This window comes from Allosphingosinicella deserti, from assembly GCF_003012735.1.
Classification (GTDB): domain Bacteria; phylum Pseudomonadota; class Alphaproteobacteria; order Sphingomonadales; family Sphingomonadaceae; genus Allosphingosinicella; species Allosphingosinicella deserti.
The window spans coordinates 91,303-108,470 of the sequence record NZ_PXYI01000005.1 but is presented as its reverse complement, the minus strand read 5'-3'; the positions used below and the strand labels follow the sequence as shown (position 1 = coordinate 108,470).

Annotated in this window: 21 protein-coding genes; 15 read left to right on the top strand and 6 right to left on the bottom strand. The window is 66.8% G+C overall.

Translation table 11 applies throughout. The features are described 5' to 3' along the window. Nucleotides 1-13: 13 nt before the first annotated feature. From C7I55_RS15985 to C7I55_RS15940, 10 genes are all read left to right on the top strand, one after another. On the top strand, nt 14-775 hold the full coding sequence (locus C7I55_RS15985; protein WP_106514018.1) for a hypothetical protein: 762 nt from the start codon (nt 14-16) through the stop codon (nt 773-775). 105 nt (nt 776-880) lie between these two features. Further along, nucleotides 881-1,450: a hypothetical protein gene (locus C7I55_RS15980; RefSeq protein WP_106514017.1), complete on the top strand. Its 570-nt coding sequence runs from the start codon at nt 881-883 to the stop codon at nt 1,448-1,450. A gap of 2 nt (nt 1,451-1,452) precedes the next feature. Next, nucleotides 1,453-2,457 carry a hypothetical protein gene (locus C7I55_RS15975; RefSeq protein WP_106514016.1) on the top strand — a complete coding sequence of 335 codons (1,005 nt, stop codon included), beginning with the start codon at nt 1,453-1,455 and terminating at the stop codon, nt 2,455-2,457. Further along, the gene (locus C7I55_RS15970; protein WP_106514015.1) at nt 2,457-3,110 is read left to right on the top strand and encodes a hypothetical protein; all 654 of its coding nucleotides are present in this window, start codon (nt 2,457-2,459) and stop codon (nt 3,108-3,110) included. Before C7I55_RS15975 ends, C7I55_RS15970 begins: the two co-directional genes overlap by 1 nt. Further along, nucleotides 3,107-4,222 (top strand): hypothetical protein, encoded by a 1,116-nt coding sequence (locus tag C7I55_RS15965; protein ID WP_106514014.1) that lies wholly within the window; start codon nt 3,107-3,109, stop codon nt 4,220-4,222. The genes C7I55_RS15970 and C7I55_RS15965 overlap by 4 nt, the downstream gene beginning before the upstream one ends. Nucleotides 4,223-4,241: 19 nt before the next feature. After that, nucleotides 4,242-4,886 (top strand): PASTA domain-containing protein, encoded by a 645-nt coding sequence (locus C7I55_RS15960; protein WP_106514013.1) that lies wholly within the window; start codon nt 4,242-4,244, stop codon nt 4,884-4,886. 57 nt (nt 4,887-4,943) lie between these two features. Further along, on the top strand, nt 4,944-5,852 hold the full coding sequence (locus C7I55_RS15955; RefSeq protein ID WP_106514012.1) for a LysR family transcriptional regulator: 909 nt from the start codon (nt 4,944-4,946) through the stop codon (nt 5,850-5,852). Between the two features lie 156 nt (nt 5,853-6,008). Next, a complete protein-coding gene (locus C7I55_RS15950) occupies nt 6,009-7,271 on the top strand; it encodes an MFS transporter (RefSeq protein ID WP_233222242.1) in 1,263 nt (420 codons plus the stop codon). A 59-nt stretch (nt 7,272-7,330) separates the two neighbouring features. Then, the gene (locus tag C7I55_RS15945; protein ID WP_106514011.1) at nt 7,331-7,696 is read left to right on the top strand and encodes a cupin domain-containing protein; all 366 of its coding nucleotides are present in this window, start codon (nt 7,331-7,333) and stop codon (nt 7,694-7,696) included. A gap of 101 nt (nt 7,697-7,797) precedes the next feature. Further along, nucleotides 7,798-8,427 carry a hypothetical protein gene (locus tag C7I55_RS15940; protein ID WP_106514010.1) on the top strand — a complete coding sequence of 210 codons (630 nt, stop codon included), beginning with the start codon at nt 7,798-7,800 and terminating at the stop codon, nt 8,425-8,427. Nucleotides 8,428-8,452: 25 nt separating this feature from the next. Here C7I55_RS15940 and C7I55_RS28205 read toward each other — a convergent pair whose 3' ends face one another. The 6 genes from C7I55_RS28205 to C7I55_RS15910 all read right to left on the bottom strand — a co-directional run bounded on the left by C7I55_RS28205 (nt 8,453) and on the right by C7I55_RS15910 (nt 11,486). Beyond that, entirely contained in the window at nt 8,453-8,602 is a 150-nt protein-coding gene (locus tag C7I55_RS28205; protein WP_158266451.1) for a hypothetical protein, read from the bottom strand. A gap of 166 nt (nt 8,603-8,768) precedes the next feature. Then, on the bottom strand, nt 8,769-8,894 hold the full coding sequence (locus C7I55_RS15935) for an entericidin A/B family lipoprotein (RefSeq protein WP_106514009.1): 126 nt from the start codon (nt 8,892-8,894) through the stop codon (nt 8,769-8,771). A gap of 156 nt (nt 8,895-9,050) precedes the next feature. Next, nucleotides 9,051-9,560 (bottom strand): DUF3618 domain-containing protein, encoded by a 510-nt coding sequence (locus C7I55_RS15925; protein ID WP_158266450.1) that lies wholly within the window; start codon nt 9,558-9,560, stop codon nt 9,051-9,053. Further along, entirely contained in the window at nt 9,550-9,993 is a 444-nt protein-coding gene (locus C7I55_RS15920; protein WP_106514007.1) for a phage holin family protein, read from the bottom strand. The genes C7I55_RS15925 and C7I55_RS15920 overlap by 11 nt, the downstream gene beginning before the upstream one ends. A gap of 328 nt (nt 9,994-10,321) precedes the next feature. Next, nucleotides 10,322-10,849, bottom strand: a complete 528-nt coding sequence (locus C7I55_RS15915) for a Dps family protein (protein WP_106514006.1) — start codon at nt 10,847-10,849, stop codon at nt 10,322-10,324. Nucleotides 10,850-11,168: 319 nt separating this feature from the next. Then, entirely contained in the window at nt 11,169-11,486 is a 318-nt protein-coding gene (locus C7I55_RS15910; RefSeq protein WP_106514005.1) for a UrcA family protein, read from the bottom strand. 102 nt (nt 11,487-11,588) lie between these two features. Between C7I55_RS15910 and C7I55_RS15905 the strand changes: the two genes are divergently transcribed. The 5 genes from C7I55_RS15905 (at nt 11,589) to phoB (ending at nt 17,114) form a co-directional block, all read left to right on the top strand. Further along, a complete protein-coding gene (locus C7I55_RS15905; protein ID WP_106514004.1) occupies nt 11,589-12,527 on the top strand; it encodes a LysR substrate-binding domain-containing protein in 939 nt (312 codons plus the stop codon). Nucleotides 12,528-12,739: 212 nt separating this feature from the next. Beyond that, nucleotides 12,740-15,076, top strand: coding sequence for a GH92 family glycosyl hydrolase (locus C7I55_RS15900; protein ID WP_106514003.1), 2,337 nt, complete (start codon nt 12,740-12,742; stop codon nt 15,074-15,076). A 221-nt stretch (nt 15,077-15,297) separates the two neighbouring features. Further along, on the top strand, nt 15,298-15,579 hold the full coding sequence (locus C7I55_RS15895) for an SEL1-like repeat protein (protein ID WP_106514002.1): 282 nt from the start codon (nt 15,298-15,300) through the stop codon (nt 15,577-15,579). 134 nt (nt 15,580-15,713) lie between these two features. Continuing rightward, complete coding sequence (locus C7I55_RS15890; RefSeq protein WP_106514001.1) at nt 15,714-16,421, top strand: phosphate signaling complex PhoU family protein; 708 nt, start codon at nt 15,714-15,716, stop codon at nt 16,419-16,421. Beyond that, nucleotides 16,422-17,114, top strand: a complete 693-nt coding sequence (gene phoB, locus C7I55_RS15885) for a phosphate regulon transcriptional regulator PhoB (RefSeq protein ID WP_106514000.1) — start codon at nt 16,422-16,424, stop codon at nt 17,112-17,114. Nucleotides 17,115-17,168: the final 54 nt, after the last annotated feature.

Here is a 17,168-nt window from a genome sequence, read left to right as displayed (position 1 = left end):
AAAGGAGACCGACATGGCAATCGGCCAGGAACTACTCAACGTACCCATGGGCGACATGATCCGCCAGATGGCATTCGCCATCGCGGAGGGTCAGGTCCAGCTCGACGCCAGCTCGATAGAGGTGGCGGAGATGATGGGCGGCCTGAAGCTCATTTATGACGAGAAGGGCAATCAGGTTTTCGACGACAGCCGGATCTTCTTCGGCTTCGACCTGATGACGGTGCGCGAGGCCGAAGCCTATATCGCCGCCGACGAAGCGATGACCGGTGGCGACAAGACCGCGCTCACCCAGATCATCAACAGCCAGAAGCCCGGAACCTCGGACACCGATCTGATCCGCGTGCCGACCCGGCTGTCGATGCTGGAGCTCGGCTTCACGCCCACCTTCTACCAGTTCGTCGACACGATCATCGAGGTGAAGATCGCGATCAAGATCACCCGCGAATATACCACCACGACGACGAGCCGGAACACCCAGACCCGCAACAAGACCTTCAACAAGGGCAGCGGCATCTTCGGTGCGATCTTCGGCGGCAAGACCCGCTCCTCGAGCCAGGTTTCGACCAGCCAGGTCGACGCCAGCTATTCGAGCAAATACAATTATTCGGCCGAGGGATCCAGCCTGCTGCGCACCAAGCTGGTGCCGCTTCCGCCGCCGCCGATCCTCGAAGAGCGTATCCGTCGGCAGATGGACGAGGATGTCGAGCGCCGCCGCAAGAAACTCGATGCCGAGCTCGCCAAGTCGGCGCCGCCGCCGCCGCCACCCTCTCCGTAAATCCGGCCCCGGCCAAGAGCCGGGCACGGCGCATGAGGCGCCAGTCTTCACCGTTTGCCTGAGCGCCGGACGATCCGGCCAGGTACCACTTCAGGAGTCTCGACGATGAGTGTTGGAACCGAACTCCTCGCCGTTCCCTTCCCCGAGATGATCCAGCGGCTGGGCGTCGGCGTCGCCGAGGCGCAGCTGCAGATGGACATGGTGAGCCTCAGGATCGCACGCCTGATGGCCGGCTATGACGAGACCGAGGATGACGGCGACGTCGAGGACGCCGAAAACCTGCCCGAGGACGCCGGCGTGAAGTCGCCGCGCTACCTGATCGATTTCGGCGACGGCAATTCCTACTCGCTGCTGGAGCTCGGCTTCACGCCGACCTTCTACCAGTTCGTCGACACCGTCATCGAACTGAAGATGTCGATCTCGATGACACGGACGACCGAGGCCAAGCTCAGCCGGTCCTCGACGACCGCTAAGGCGAAGGGCTTCGCCGTGCCGTTCGCGGCCGGCGGTTCGGTGTCGACGAGTTCGGTGAGCGCGAGCTTCGCGTCGAAATATCAATATAGTGCGGAAGGATCGAGCCTGATGCGAACCAAGCTTGTACCCGTTCCGCCGCCGGCGGTGCTGGAGGAACGAATCCGCGCCCTGCTCGCCAAGCGCGCGGCGCCGGAGGCCTGAGCATGGCGGCACCGTGGCGCGATGCGCTGAAGCGCGGCAAGGCACCGCTTCCCCCGGAACGGCGGGCTGGGGCGGGCGTGGCGACCTCGTCTGCACCGGCGATCGATCCGGCGAGCGTTTCTCCCGGGCTTGCCGCCCTGGTCAAGGAGCGCGAGGCGCTGCAGGCCTCGATCGAGGCGGTTCGCGCCGGCGGCGCGGCGCCAGGCGGCGATCCTCGTTTTGCGGTCGCCCCGCTCGCGGAGCGGCGTGCCGAGATGCGGCGCTGGACGGACTCCCGTGAGGCACGCGGCGCCGGATCTGCCGAGCGCGCCGGGCGGGCGGCACGGGCGCCGACCGATCAAAGCACCGATCGCCCGCGCCACGCGAGGAACTCCGCCGCCGACCAGATACGGTCGATCGCGGGGCGGATGCTCGGCGGCCTCGATCCACGCGCCACCCCGGCACCGCCGGCGCTTCGCGCCACTCCCGGCGAGACTCCGGGCGGAGGCGGAACGCCCGCCGCGACCGACGCCTTCTCCGCGGCACGCGACGCGGCGCGGCCCTTGTTCAATGCCGACGCCGCCCCACGCCGCCGGGCTGCGCCCGAGCCGTCGCGACCCCGCCGCCGCGCTGAGGAGGAGCAATCCAGACCGCGCCGCGCGTCCGGCGATCCAGGCTCGAGCGGAATTCTCGATCGGGCGTTCGACCGCTGGGAAAAGGTGCGCGACAAGCCGCGCCAGGTCGACGCGGCTCTCGATCGGGCGCGCCGCGCGATCCCCGACGAATGGGCCGAACGGGCGCGGCGCGCGGTCCCGGCGCTCGGCAAGGGCGACGGCTATGACCGGCGGATGAAGGCCTTGCTCAAGGTTGCGGTCGGCACGATCGATCAGGTCGGCGAACAATCCGACAAGCTGCGCAACCTCGCCCGCGACGTGCGGGAACTGCGGGCAGCCGACGCGGCGAACGACGAGGCGCGGCGCGAACGCGCGATCGAGCGGCTCAAGGCCAAGCGCGAGGAAGGCGCCTGATGGCGGACGAAACCCGATTGATGGGCAATTCCATCGAGGAATTGCTGGTGGCAATCGCCGAGGGCGTTCGTGAGGCCCAAGCCGCGCTCGACCAGGGGCCGTCGGTGGACGGCAACGGCTTGCCGCTCGCCACCTATCACCTCCCCTATCTGGATTTCACGATCAAGGTCGAGATGACCACCAAGACGGACAGCGGCGGCCGCCCGATCGCCATGCTGATGGCGGCGCCGAAGGGATCGACGAGCAGCGCCGCGCAAAGCAGCGTCTCGGGCCGGCTGATCGCAGTGCCGCCGGGCGAGGGCCTGCCGCTGCCGAGACTTTCGGTGGCAACCGGGGGAAACATCGGCGGCTTCGCGTCCATCGCCGTCACCGTCACCAACAGCGCAGGGGAGACGCTCGCCAACCAGCCGATCGAGCTCAACATCGACACGGAGGCCTCGACGACGCTCTCGCTGGCGCGGGGCGCCCCGGCATTCGCCCGCGGTTCCGGCACGCGGCTGGATGCGGCGGTGCTGACGACCGGTGCCGATGGCGTGGCGACGACGAGACTGCGGATCGATTCAAAGCAGAATGCGCGTCAGGTCGTGGTCATCACGGCGACACTGGGAACCGCGTCTGCGCGGGGCGTGATCCTGATGGAGGAAGTGGGATGACGCAGATCAGCTGGTCCTTGCGTCTGATCGCCGCGGACGGAAATGCAGTGCCCGGCCTGTCCGTACAGCTGCAGGTGTTCGATATGGCCGCGGGCTGGAAGCGGATCGCCGATTCCTCCACCGGCAGCGACGGCAGGATCCGCGGCAAGGCGGACGACGGCGTTGCGAAGCCCGCCATTGCTCCGATGCTCCGGCTGGTCGAGACGGCCAATCCCGCCGCCTTGCTGGGGGGTGTCCCGGGGCTCGCCGCCAGCGCCGCCGGCGTGCTCAATGCCGATTTCGGCGACATCGTCCATATTGCCGAAGCCGCCCGCCCAGCGCCCAGGCGCGGCGGCCTCGTCCGCGCCGGCCTGGAAGCGCCCCAGATCGGCGGGATCGCGGCCGGGATCGCCGCGGCCGCGGCACCCACCACCGCCGTGCAACGCGATGTCGAAGCGCGGCTTGCCGAGCGGGAAACGGAACTCGGCCGGACGAAGAACGAGCGCGACGATCTCGCCGTCCGGCTTGCCGCCGCGGAAGCGAAGAGCGCGGACCTGCAGGAGCGTCTTACACAGTCAGAGATCCGGATCGGCACCGTGCGGGGCCCGATCGGCACGGGCTCCACGCCGGGGCCGGTGCCGCCGCCCGCGCCCGGTCCCGCGGTCGCGACTCTGGCCGTAGGCGCTCTCAGCCTCGGCGATTTCGCCACTCGGCTCGGCGGCGAGATCGACAGTGCGCAGACGGCGCTCAAGGCACGCGGTTTCTCGCTCGGATCGGTGTCGATCAACGCCAAGACGATCGTCGAAGGCGGGTCTTCGCTCGTCTTCCCGGAGACTGCGGAATTGAAGACGGTCCGGCCCGGGTCGCTCTCCGATGTCGCGATCACCTTCAATCCCAACCAGGCGCCGGAGACGGGCGACGGCGGGGTCCAGGTGCCCGATATCCGCTTCTTGACGGAAGGCGCCGCCCGCCGGGTGCTCGCCTCGGTCGGATTGGTGCTCGAAGTCAGCCAGGGGCCGCTCGGCATCAATCCGGACTGCGCGCCGGGTCAGGCGATGCTCCAGGCCCCCGGCGCCGGCAATTCGGCAGCACGCGGGTCGACGGTGCTGGCAGTGTTCGCGGCGGGAACGTGAGTGAGGCAGGGAGCAGGACATGAGTGATCCGCTGAAGGAAGCGATGAGCGACGGGTTCGCTTCCCCGCTGGGCGATGTGATTGCCTCGATCGGGCGCGGCGTCGCCGACGCTCAGGCCGCGCTCGACCACGCCTCGCTGCAGGCGACGCTGAGCCTCTACGAGACGGACGGCGATGCAGGCACGGACATGCTGCGCGAGATCGGCTACCGTCCGACCTTCTACGTCCTTCCCGAAACCAGCTGCGAAGTGCAGGTTTCGATGCGTGTCAGCGGCAGCGGCGCCAGCAACGGCAGTGCCAATGCGGCGCCTGGAACGCCGCGGCTGCTCCAATCTCGCGCCTATGTGACGCCGGTGGATGCAGGTTTCGCCAATCGCTTCGGCTACGAGGCCTCCGCAAGCGCGCGGCTGACGTTCAAGATCGTGCCGGTGCCGCCGCCGATGGCGCTCGACGACCGGCGGCCGGTGCCGGAGCTGACCGGACGCACCGTCGCCGATGGCCAGAGCCTGATCGAGCGCCTCGGCTTCACCGCGACCTTCCAGACCAAGGAGGGCAAACCGATCGACGGGATGCCGAAGGAGAGCGAGGCGATCCTCGCCCAATCCCCGGCGCCGCGGACGCTGGCGCCGATCGGCGGCGAGATCCTGCTCACCGTCAGCGGCTGAGGCGGCACGCGCGGCCTCGGAATTGCCATCCCTCGCCGTAGCGTTCACAAGTCCGTCATGCAGTTCGGCCGCTCCGATCTGGCGGATCTCGCCTACTTCCTGGCCATCGCCAAGCACCGCAGCTTCCGGCGGGCCGGCCTGGAACTCGGCGTCAGTGCCTCGGCGCTCAGCCATTCCTTGAAGGGGCTGGAGACGCGGCTCGGCGTGCGGCTGTTCAACCGCACCAATCGCAGCGTGATGCTCACGGCCGCCGGCGAAGAGCTGCAGGCGGCGATCGCGAATCCGTTCGACACGATCGGCGAGGCGGTGGAGAAGCTCAACCGCTTCCGCGATGCTCCGACCGGGAGGATTCGGATCAACGTTCCCGAACATGCCGGAACCCTGCTGCTCGCGCCGGTGATGCCGGTGTTCGTCGAGCGCTATCCCGACATCGAGGTCGACGTGTCGGTGAGCAACCATCTGGTCGACGTGATCGAACGGGGATTCGACGCCGGCATCCGCTACGGCGGCACCGTGCCCGAGGACATGATCGCGCAAAGGTTGTCCGCGGACATAAAATGGGTGGTGGTCGGTGCACCCGGTTATTTCGCGCGGCACGGAACGCCCGTTCATCCCCGCGACCTCCACGGCTATCGCTGCTTCCGGATCCGGCTTGGCGACGATCGCGTCTACCATTGGGAGTTCGAGCGCGGCGCCGAGACGCTGGAGGTGGATGTCCCCGGCGCGATCACGCTCGACGAGACCCAGCTCGCACTGGCGCTCGCCGAACAGGGTGCCGGCCTGATGTACCTTCCCGAACCGTGCGCCGCCGAGCAGGTGCGCGCCGGCACGCTGCAGACGGTGCTGGACGATTGGTCGCCGATCGGCCCTGGGCTCCACATCTATTATTCCGGGCGGCGTCAGCTCCCCACCGGCCTGCGCCTGCTGATCGATCTCATCCGCGAGGTGCAGCCGCTGGGGCTCTGACCTGCCCCTCGTGGGGCCACTTCGACGATGAGCGGCGTGCAACGCTCCATCGAACACGCTCCGGCTCACATGCGGCAGTCCCCTCGCCTATCTTGCTCGCTGTCGGCGCAAGCTCTGAGCCACGATGCGCAACCTTCATCGAGCAAGGACTATCTCATGATCACCAGATCCGATGGCGCTCCAGCCGACGGCGCGGCGCTCGGCGCGGGTGCCGCAATGCCCTCGGCACGCCAGGGATGGGGCGCGGTGTTCGCGCTGACCCTGTGCGTCGCAACGCTGATCGCGTCGGAGTTCATGCCGGTCAGTCTGCTGACTCCGATCGCCGCCGATCTTCACCTGAGCGAGGGCGGCGCGGGACAGGCGATCTCCGTCTCAGGGATCTTCGCGGTGGTGACGAGCCTGCTCATCGCCTCGGCCACACACGGTATCGATCGCCGCCACCTGCTGCTCGGCCTCACCCTGCTGATGATCGTCTCGGGCCTGATCGTCGCCTTTGCCCCGAGCTTCGCAGTGCTGATGATCGGCCGGGCGCTGGTCGGGGTGGTGATCGGCGGCTTCTGGTCGATGTCGGCCTCGACCGTGATGCGGCTGGTGCGCGAGGACGAGGTTCCTCGAGCACTGGCGCTGCTCAATGGCGGCAATGCGCTGGCGACGACGATCGCCGCGCCGCTCGGCAGCTTCCTCGGCCAATATATCGGCTGGCGCGGCGCCTTCTTCAGCGTCGTCCCTCTGGCCGTGGTGACGCTCGTCTGGCTACTCGCCACCTTACCCTCGATGCCGTCCGACCGTGAGGCGGGTGCGAGCAACATCCTCAAGGTTCTTCAGCGGCCGCGGGTTCCGCTCGGCATCGCGGCCGTGTCGCTGCTGTTCATGGGCCAGTTCGCGCTGTTCACCTATTTGCGGCCGTTCCTGGAGACGGTCACGCAGGTGAGCGTTTCCACCCTGTCGCTGATCCTGCTCGTGATGGGTGGCGCCGGTCTCCTCGGAACCTCTCTGATCGGTCTGCTGCTGCGGGCTTGGCTCGACAGCCTGCTGATCGCGGCTCCGATCGTCCTCGCGGTGCTTGCCGTCGCGCTGGTGGCGACCGGCACGTCGCCGCTCGCGACTGCGGCCCTGCTCGCCGGCTGGGGTCTGGTCGGCACCGCCGCGCCGGTGGCGTGGTGGACCTGGCTCAGCAAGGTTCTGCCCGACGACGCCGAAACCGGTGGCGGCCTGATGGTCGGCGCCGTCCAGCTCGCCATCACCGCCGGAGCGGCGCTTGGCGGCCTGCTCTACGATTTCGGCGGATACCAGGCCGCGTTCTCCGCCGGCGCCCTGATCCTCTGCGGCTCTGCGTTGGTCGCCTATGTCGGGCAGCGGATTGCGGCAGGAGCGTCATCGCGCCGTCTCGGAGTGGATGCCGAGACGCTCCGAGCATGAACGGCGTTCACATCGATGGTCGACATCGGTTATGCGAACGGACCACCGAGGAGAACGCGATGCTTTCCCCTGTTGCGCTGACCGAAGCCTTCGAGCGGGTGACCGATTACTGGTCGCCCAAGGTGATCGGGCGCGTGAACGATCAGTTGCTCAAGGCCGCCAAGCTCAAGGGTGAATTCGTATGGCACGCGCACGAGGGCGAGGACGAGCTCTTCTACATCGTCAAGGGTGCGCTGCGCATCGACTTCGAGGATGGTCCGGTGCATCTCGCCGAGGGCGAGTTCCTGACCGTGCCGCGCGGGGTTCGGCACAATCCGGTGGCGGAGGAGGAATGCTGGGTGATGCTGATCGAGCCGGCGTCGACCAAGCACACCGGTGAAGAGATCACCGCTCGGACCCGCAGCCTCGAAGACCAGCTCAGCTAGTCCCTGCATCACTCCTCCACTGGAACTCGTCGTCCGATCCCGGCATTGGCAGAGCGATCGGCGGTGATGACGGCGGGTGTCGGGCGTGGAGGAGAATGACAATGGCGGAACCTGAGACTCGTTCCCAGGCGGCGGAGGCGGCCGCCATTCGCCGGCGCTGGATCACGCTCGGCGAGATCTTGGCGGTGATCGCGGTGGTGATCTCGGGGCTCACCTTGTGGAACAGCTATACCGAACGCAGCGCCAGTCAGGCCGAGAAGGCACAGGAGAAGCAGCGTCGCGCAGCGCTGTCCAAGGCGCTCGTGCTGAAGGCACAGGGCGGCGGCAAGCGGATGGCGCTGACCGCTCTGGATCCGGCGCATGCGATTCAGAGCCAGACCATCGCTTTTCCCGCGACGCTCGGCGTCAAGACGATCGAGACGTTGATCGAGCCGCGGATCGAGGCCGACTGGATCAAGGATGCCGCGAAGAAGGCGCGCAAGGCCGGTGCCGCCGGCGCCGCAGACAAGGCATCGGGCGACCTGCGCCTGCCGGTGGCGATCAGCACCCGCTTCGTCACCGGTGGCGAGACCTACACGGATGTCGCCATTTACGATGTCGGTTACCGGCGCGAGGACAGCCTGCTCGGCGGATCGGACGTCGAGCTGCTTGGGCTGTCACGGGTTGAAGGCGTGACCGCCGCCAAGGTGCAGGCGCGGCTCGATGCGATCTGGGCCTCCCGACTGAAGTAGTCGCCCCCCTCGAACGGATTGATGATCAAGCTGCCGACGCGTAGCCGCCTTGCCGCGCAGGCGCGATCGCCGGCTGCGCTTTGCGTGTCCCAATGATGCCAGCGGCATCGGCCCCGATGATACAGTTCGCAATGCGGCAATCACGGATGAGGATGTCGTAGCGGGCGATACGCATTGGCCACTTCGTTGCACCGCACGCGGACCTTCGATGACCGGGAGCGGCGAAGGACCTGAGCATCAGATCCCGGGCGTTTGCGGCCGAAACCGGAGTGGAACCATCAGTATCCGTATCGATGGTTTTCCTTTGCCTGACGATCTGCGCGATGCTGTGTCGCTAATGGTCAGGTGGCACGATCGGCCGTTTCTCCGACCGACTTGATGTCTTCGCCGAGGCCTTTCACGGTGTTGCACGCGGACAGAGCCAGCGCGCAGCCGATGACGATCAAGACCAGTATCTTTTGTCCCATTGCCCAACTCCCTTACGCATCGTTTCACCGATCCCGACGGTCAGGTAGCAACGCCGCCGCCGATCCCGATCCCGATCCCGATCCCGATCCCGATCCCGATCCCGATCCCGATCCGGGTGGAATATGGCGGCGACGTTGGGGCGGACAAGATCGCGTTCAGAGCGGTATTGCGCGATCATCCGAGCGAAGTGATCCGGAATATGCGTCCCCGCGCTCGTCGGGACCGAGCAGATCGGCGCGATGCGTTTCGGAAGTGGCCGTCCCGATCGGCTGCCAGGTCGAAGCCGGCTCCTGGGGCGTTCGGGGCGCGGGCGCGGCGTCGCGATAGGGCGAGGCGGTTGCGCCCGCCGCCTGCTGACGCCGTGTCCCACCCTCTGTCCCAGCGCGGGGCCCGAGCAGATCGGCGAGGCGGCTGCCGTTGCGGGTCCGGGCGGTTGCGACCAGCCAGATGACGCCGATCGCGATCAGTGCCACCGGGATCGGGTTCTGCCGTGTGATCTCGAGCGCTTCCCTGGCGATGTCGCTATCATCGCCGAGCAGGGACTTTGCCAGCCGGGGGGGGCTGAGCTGCTCCTCCAATTTGTCGATCGTGTCGCCGATCCGATCCTGGGTGCGGCGGATATCGTCTTCGATGACGTCAGGGTCGGCAGTACGGTTATCGGTCATGGTCGTGTCCTTCATGGCTGTTGCCGGAAAGCGCGCCCGGTGCGCGCTCCAGGGTGCGACGCGTGCGTTCCGCATGGAGCGATCCGGCCTGCATCTTCTTGCGGCCGCCGAGGAAGAGCAGGAACGCGCCGAGCAATGTCGCCGCAGCAACGATCAGGGTGGCGAGCCAGAGATCCATGGCTTCGGCGAGCAGATAGGCGAGGCCCATCAGCAGCACGCCCAGGCCGGCGATGCCGACGACCGCGGCGGCGGCCATCGCACCGATGGCGAGCTTCACGTCGTTCACGGACTCGCGGACCTCCGCCTGCACCAGCGAGACCTGCTGCTGGGCGAGATGGCTGCCCTGCTCCGCGAGTTGCCGGAGCAGCTCCGGTATCGATTCCTGCTGCCCGTCCGTCTGGCGGAAGTTGAACGGGCTTCTGATGTCGCTCATGCGAGCCTCTCCTTCAATATCGCGGCGCGATGGTGTCGGGGGCTGCTAACGATCCGGCGACCAGCGCGTTGCCATCGATCCGCAGGCGTAAGTATCTACGGACGTTAAGCGGTAACGCGCGGTAGGTGCTGGGAATTTCGAGCCTGTTCCGGGCGGGGATGCGCAGAAGAAGGAGGAGGCCCTGGTTGCACTCCATGCCTGACCCGATGGCCGAACGTCGTCCCGCGGCTTTGCGCGCGCGAAGCCGGCCGTCCAGACGGGCGGCTATTCGCCGCTGGAGCAGCCGGCTTCGATAGATCGCGTTCGTGTCGCCGCGACGACGCCATGCTCAGCGGATGATCGTCGAGCGGCAGCTTTCGTAGAGGAACCAGCCGCGGCGTTCGGTTTGGTCGATCCACACTTCGATCAGGCTGGCGGTGGCAACGTCGGAATAGGCGTCGCACAGTTCGTGGACCCGGCGCATCTCGGCGACCAGCTGCTTGTTGTCGCCATGAAGCTCGGCGAGCATGCCCTGCGGATCGACATACTCTTCATTGTTGTCGAGGATGCGCTGACGGCCGGCAATGTCGGAGATCGAGCGGATCGTGGTGCCGCCAATCTTGCGGACGCGCTCGGCGATCGGATCGGTCATGGCGAAGATCTCGTCCGCCTGCTCGTCGAGCAGCAGATGATAATCGCGGAAATTGGGTCCGCTCATATGCCAATGAAAATTCTTGGTCTTGAGATAAAGCGCGAACACGTCGGCCAGCAGACCGGTAAGGCCGGCGGAAATGTCGCGGGTCGCGTCGGCGCCGAGATCGGTGGGCGTACCGAGCTGGCGGCTTGCGAAGGTGCTGGTGATGATGTGATCGGTCATGGTCCGGACTCCCTTGCCATCGGCGTCGCCGACGTACAGGCGAATAGTTCATTCCGGCGACGATCCAATTACACTTCAGGGTATGCCGGCCTCCCCCAGGCGGTGGACATCGCATGGACAGGCCAATCGAAACGGGAAGGACAGCTTCGGGGTCCCACGAGCGATCGCCAAGAAATTCCGGTACTTACCACCTTGCCGGGAGGTCCAGAGCGCCGCCCATTGCCAGGCGGCGCCGGATTCCTGCCAATCTGCATTATAAGCGACGCTTGCAGATCAACAGGATTCCGGCGCCGATCGAACAGCGCTGCACCGTTATGCGTCACCGCGTGCCGACGGCTTGCGGCTCGGCGGCGGCCTGGGCCGCGAGGATGCGGTCGCGCAGCGGCGAAAGGCTCGCGCTGGCGTCCTTGATGCAGCGGCGCGCGGCCACCTTGCGGGCCATGTCGACGGTGCCGCGTTCGTCGGGACAGACCGCCATCACGGCCCGCGCGAGGCGACGGTCGAGCGTCTTGACCCCGGCTTCGGTTTGCAGGTTCAGATCCCCATAGGGTACGCGAGCCTCTGGCCGGGGCTGCTGGGCTGTCGCGCCGGCCGGGATCGCGGCAAGCAATGTGAGAGCGAAAGTGAGCGTTTTCATGTCGGGGCTCCTCGTCTGATGAGGCCCTGCAAATGCGCTCGTCCGGCAGCGAGGACCAACAAATCGCTGTGTTCATCATACAAGCTGTGCTTATGTGAGAAGATGTCCGTACTGCCTCCCCTCGCTGCCATTCGAGTGTTCGAGGCGGCAGCGCGCCACGAGAATTTCAGCCGTGCGGCCGAAGAGCTGGCGATGACCCAGGCCGCGGTCAGCTACCAGATGAAGATCCTCGAGGAGCGCCTCGGCGCAGCCTTGTTCGTGCGGCGGGGGCGGGGAATGGTGCTCACCGACGTGGGGCGCAGGATCGCACCCCAGGTGAGCGGCGCGTTCACGTCGCTGCGGGAAGCCTTTGCCGTGGTTCGCGGGGAGAATGCGTCGGTGCTCTCGATCACCGCGCCGCGCACCTTTTCGACCAACTGGCTCGCCGGCCGGCTCGGCGACTTCCACGTCGCCCATCCGGACCTCACCGTCCGGCTCGACATGTGCGACGAGCTGGTCGACCTCCAGTCCAGCGAGTTCGACGCGGCGATCCGTGGTCTGCCGGAGGCGACGCCAGGGCTGGTCTGCCATCATTTGATGGCGATGCCGGTGACCCCGCTCGCCAGCCCGGGCTTCCTCGCCAGCCACCCTTTGACAAGCCCCGCCGACTTGCTGTCTGTCCCCCGCCTCTCGCCCGAGGATTCGTGGTGGGATCTCTGGTTCGACTCGCTTCCGGGCTTCGAAATGGCTGCACGGTCCAATCGGGGAATCCGCTTCGAATCCCAGGTCCTCGACGGCCACGCCGCCATCGCCGGCCACGGCGTGGCCATCCTCAGCCCGCCGATGTTCAAGCCTGCCATCGATGCCGGATTGCTGGTGCAGCCATTCCCGCACGTGACCGGCTACAAGAACGATTTCTGGCTGGTCTATCCCGAGCACAAGCGCAACGCGCCAAAGGTCCGCGCCCTGCGAGATTGGTTGCTCGCCGCCGTTCGGGAGGCGTGCCGCGACGATCCGGCGCTGCTGACGCCGCGATCTGCCTGGGTGTCGCCGGACCCATGAGGCTGGAATCGCCGCTGACGTCAGCGGCGATCGACGGCGCGCATGCACTCGAGCAGGGCTTCCGCCAAGGGCGACGGCAATTTGCCATTGAGCAGGACGCGGGAGGCGAGACCCTCCCAATCCCGGCCCGCGGCAACAAGCCATGCTTTGGGCGGCCCTCGACTTGCCTTTCGGCGCTTGGAACGTCTCGCCCGCCATGCTTTAAGGCCGCCATGATCATCGGTTCCTGTCGCGTTGCGCTGGCCGCGCTCGCCCTTTCCGCCACGTCGCTCTTCGCGATGTCCGCCAACGCCCAGAGCACGTTCGACAGCGTGGACCCGTTCATCGGGACCGGCGGCGAGGGTCACACCTTCCCCGGCGCCGTTGCGCCGTTCGGCATGGTGCAGTTGAGCCCCGACACCGACACCAGCTGCAAGATCCGCGAATGCTACGGCCATGCCGCCGGCTATCGCTACGACGATCCGACCATCCAGGGCTTCTCACACACCCATTTCTCCGGCGCCGGTCATTCGGATCTCGGCGACATCCTGGTGATGCCGGCAGCCGGCGAGACGGTGACGCTCGAGCCGGGCGACGCCAAGGTGCCGGGATCAGGCTACCGTTCGCGCTTCAGCCACGACAGCGAGACGGCGGAACCAGGCTATTATGCGGTGACCCTCGCCGATCCGGGCATCCGCGCCGAGTTGACCGCCGGCGCGCGGGTCGGCGTTCATCGCTACACCTTCCCGGCCGGCAAGCCGGCGCACCTGATCCTGGATCTGCGCAGCTCCCTCTACGATTATCCGGGCAAGATCCTGTGGTCGTCGCTGCGCATCCGCCCCGACGGCACGATCACCGGCATGCGGGAGACTCGCGGCTGGGCGCCGGCGCGCAAGCTGTTCTTCGCCATTCGGGCGTCACAGCCGATCGCCTCCCACGCCTTTTACAACCGCGAGACCGACATTCCCTATAAGGGCTTCCAGGGCCCGAGCCGCGGCGCCGACGATGCCGCGCAATTGCTCGGACGCGCGCTCGTGGCGCAGCTCGATTTCGGCACCCTGTCGGCACCGCTCGAGCTCAAGGTTGCGATCTCCAGCGTCAACGAGGACGGCGCGATCGCCAATCTGGAGAGCGAGGCCGGCAATTTCGATACGGTGCGCGCCCGCACCCGCGCCGCCTGGCAGCAGGGCCTCGATGCGATCCGCTTCGAAGCGGCGGCGCCGATGCGGACGATGGCGGCGACCGCGCTCTATCACAGCATGATTGCGCCCAGCATCTTCTCGGATGCGGACGGGCGCTATCGCGGGCCCGACGACCAGGTCCACAAGGCCGAAGGATTCACCTTCCACTCGACCTTCTCGCTCTGGGACACGTTTCGCGCCGAGCATCCGCTGCTGCTGCTGACGCAGCCCGAACAGCGCAACAGCGACTTCATTCGCTCCCTGCTTGCCAGCCAGGAGGCGAGCCCGTTCGGGATTCTGCCGGTGTGGCAATTCCACGGCCGCGAGACCTGGACGATGATCGGCTACCATGCGGTGCCGGTGATCGCCGACGCCTGGCTGAAGGGCGTGCGCGGCTTCGACGGGGCACAGGCGCTCGACGCTATGGTGAAGAGCGCGACCTATGCACCTTATGGCGGCCTCGGCGACTACATGAAATTGGGCTACGTGCCGATCGACCGCGAGCCCGAAGCGGCTTCGAAGACCGTCGAATATGCGTTCGACGACTGGACGATCGCCCGCATGGCGCAATCGCTGGGGCGCACGGATGTCGCCGCCCAATTCGACAAGCGCGCCGGCTATTGGCGCAACAGCTTCGATCGCGCCACCGGGTTCCTGCGTGCCCGCAAGGCCGACGGAGCATTCCGGACCCCATTCGATCCGACCGCGATCAATTACGGCAGCGATTATACCGAGGGGAATGCGTGGCAATATAGCTGGTTCGTGCCGCACGATCAGAAGGCGATGTTCGCCCTGCTCGGCGGCGACCAGGCGGCGGTGCGCAAGCTCGACGCGATGTTCGCGTTCGACAATTCCAAGCTCGACTACAGCCACGCCGAAGACATTGCCGGGCTGATCGGCCAATATATTCACGGCAACGAGCCGAGCCATCATGTCGCCTATCTCTACGACCATGCCGGCCAGCCCTGGCGCACCCAGGAGCGGCTGAAGCAGATCGTCGCCAGCCAGTACAAGGCGGCGCCGGACGGACTTTCCGGCAATGACGATATTGGCCAGATGTCCGCCTGGCTGCTGTTCACCACGCTCGGTTTCTATCCGGTGACGCCGGGATCGAACGAATATGCGATCGGCCGCCCGTTCGTCGACCGCGCCACCCTCACCCTGCCCAACGGCAAGACCTTCGTGATCGCCGCCGACGGCCTGTCGGACGCCAATCCCTATGTCGGGCGGGTGACGTTGAACGGGCGCGCGCTCGATCGCAGCTTCCTCCGCCACGAAGAGATCATCGCCGGCGGCGAGCTGCGCTTCAGCATGCAGGCCAAGCCGAACCGGACATGGGCGACATCGCCCAAGGCGCGGCCTTTCTCGGCGAGCGCACGCCTTCGTTGAGACGACCTGGCCGTGAGCGCGCGCTGCGAGAAGTCGCGCCAGGCCGCAACTTTCGACGGGAATGATCCCGCAGAACCGGAGTTGGGACTGCGGCTTCGCCCTGATCTGCGATGTCTGCAGGCCCCACCGCTCTCAGCAGAAACCCGTAAGGACTTGCGCGTAATTGCGAATCCCCTCCCCGAATCGGCAAAAAGAGGTCACCGAACAGAGGGGAATTGATCATGGCCACCAGCCAGAAGACCGCAGATTTCTTTGCCGCCACGCGTATCGCCGAAATGAATCAGGCCGATCCGGAGTCGCTCTTCCAGCTTGGCACCTTGTTCTCGACTGGCGCACAGGGCATCGAAATTGATCTTATCGAAGCCCACAAGTGGTTCAACCTGGCTGCGCTCAAGGGCAGCAGCGAGGCGCATCTCTGCCGTTCCGAAGTTGCCGGCGACATGAGCCGCGCCGAAATCGCCGAAGCGCAGCGTCAGGCACGCGCCTGGCTCGCCGCAGCCTGATCCGCCACGACGGATGCTGACCGGTCCGTCGTCCAAGTAATTCCTCAGATCCGGATGAGACTTAGACAGGTTTCGTCACAGGATTGTCACCATAACCTCTCAGATTGCCCGCTCCAACCATGCCGGAGTAGGGAATGGCGAGCAGCGGAGCGCATACGCTCAAGGCGTTCGACGAAGATCTCGAAGATCTTCGTGCGCAGGTCGCTGCCCTCGGCGGATGGGCCGAGGCCGCCACCCGCGAAGCGATGGAAGCCCTGCTCAGGCTGGATCCGGCGCTCGCGGCCCAATCACTGCATCGCACCGAGGCGCTGCACCAGCTCGCCGCTGCGGTCGAGCGCCGCGGCCTCTGCATCATCGCGCTGCGCGCGCCGATGGCCGACGATCTTCGCGAAGTGCTCGCCGCAATGAAGATCGCCGGCCTCATCGAGCGCGTCGGCGACCAGGCGCGCAGCATCGCCGCCGCCATCCCGGCCATCGACCCTGCCCGCCCGCTCTCCTGCCCGCGTGCGCTCGGCAACCTCGCCCGTACCGCCACCGACGCGCTTCGCACCGCGCTCAATGCCTTCGTCGCGCGCGATCCGGATGCCGCCGACACCCTGTCGGACACGAGCCTGGCGGCCGAAACCCTTTACGGCACCCTTCTGCAAAGCTGCCTCGACGAGATGCGCTGCGACCCGCGCGCGATCGCCAGTGCGATCAACCTGCTCTTCGTCGCCCGGAGCCTGGCCCGCATCGCCGATCAGGCAGCGGATCTCGCCGGCGCCGTCCGCTTCAGCGTGACCGGCGAAGACCAGGACACACCGATATCCCGCCCCCACGCGGATCTGATGGAGCGTATCTGAATGCCACGTAAGCAGCTGTTGTTGTTGGAAGACGATCCCGCGATGGCGCAGCTGCTGCGCTGGCATTTCGAGCGCGAGGAGTTCGACGTCACCCAGACGCCGAGCGGCGAGGAAGGCTTGATGCTCGCCGCGGAGGAATCGCCCGATATCGTCCTGCTCGACTGGATGCTCGAGGAATTGTCGGGGATCGAGGTCTGCCGGCGCCTGCGCCGCAACGCCGACACCGCCAATCTGCCGATCATCATGCTGACCGCGCGCGGCGAGGAAGCCGACCGGGTCCGTGGCCTCGAGACCGGGGCGGACGATTACGTCACCAAGCCGTTCAGCCCGCTGGAGCTGATCGCCCGGGTCAATGCGGTGCTGCGGCGGGTGCGTCCCGCGCTCGCCGGCGCAACCCTGCGCTATGCCGATCTCGAGCTCGACACCGCCAATCACAAGGTCCGCCGCGCCGGCGGATCGATCGTCATGGGCCCGACCGAGTTCAAGATCCTCCGCCACTTCCTCGAACATCCCGGCCGCGTCTTCTCCCGCGAGCGCCTGCTCGATGCAGTGTGGGGCAGCGACGCCGAAATCGAGATCAGGACGGTCGACGTCCACATTCGCCGGCTTCGCCAGGCGCTCAATTCGCGTGGCGGCAAGGAACTGATCCGCACCGTCCGCGCCGCCGGCTACGCGCTCGACGCGGAGGATTGAGGAGATCGGGCCCAGCGCTCACCCGCTTTTGCCGCTCGGGCTGAGCCCGTCGAG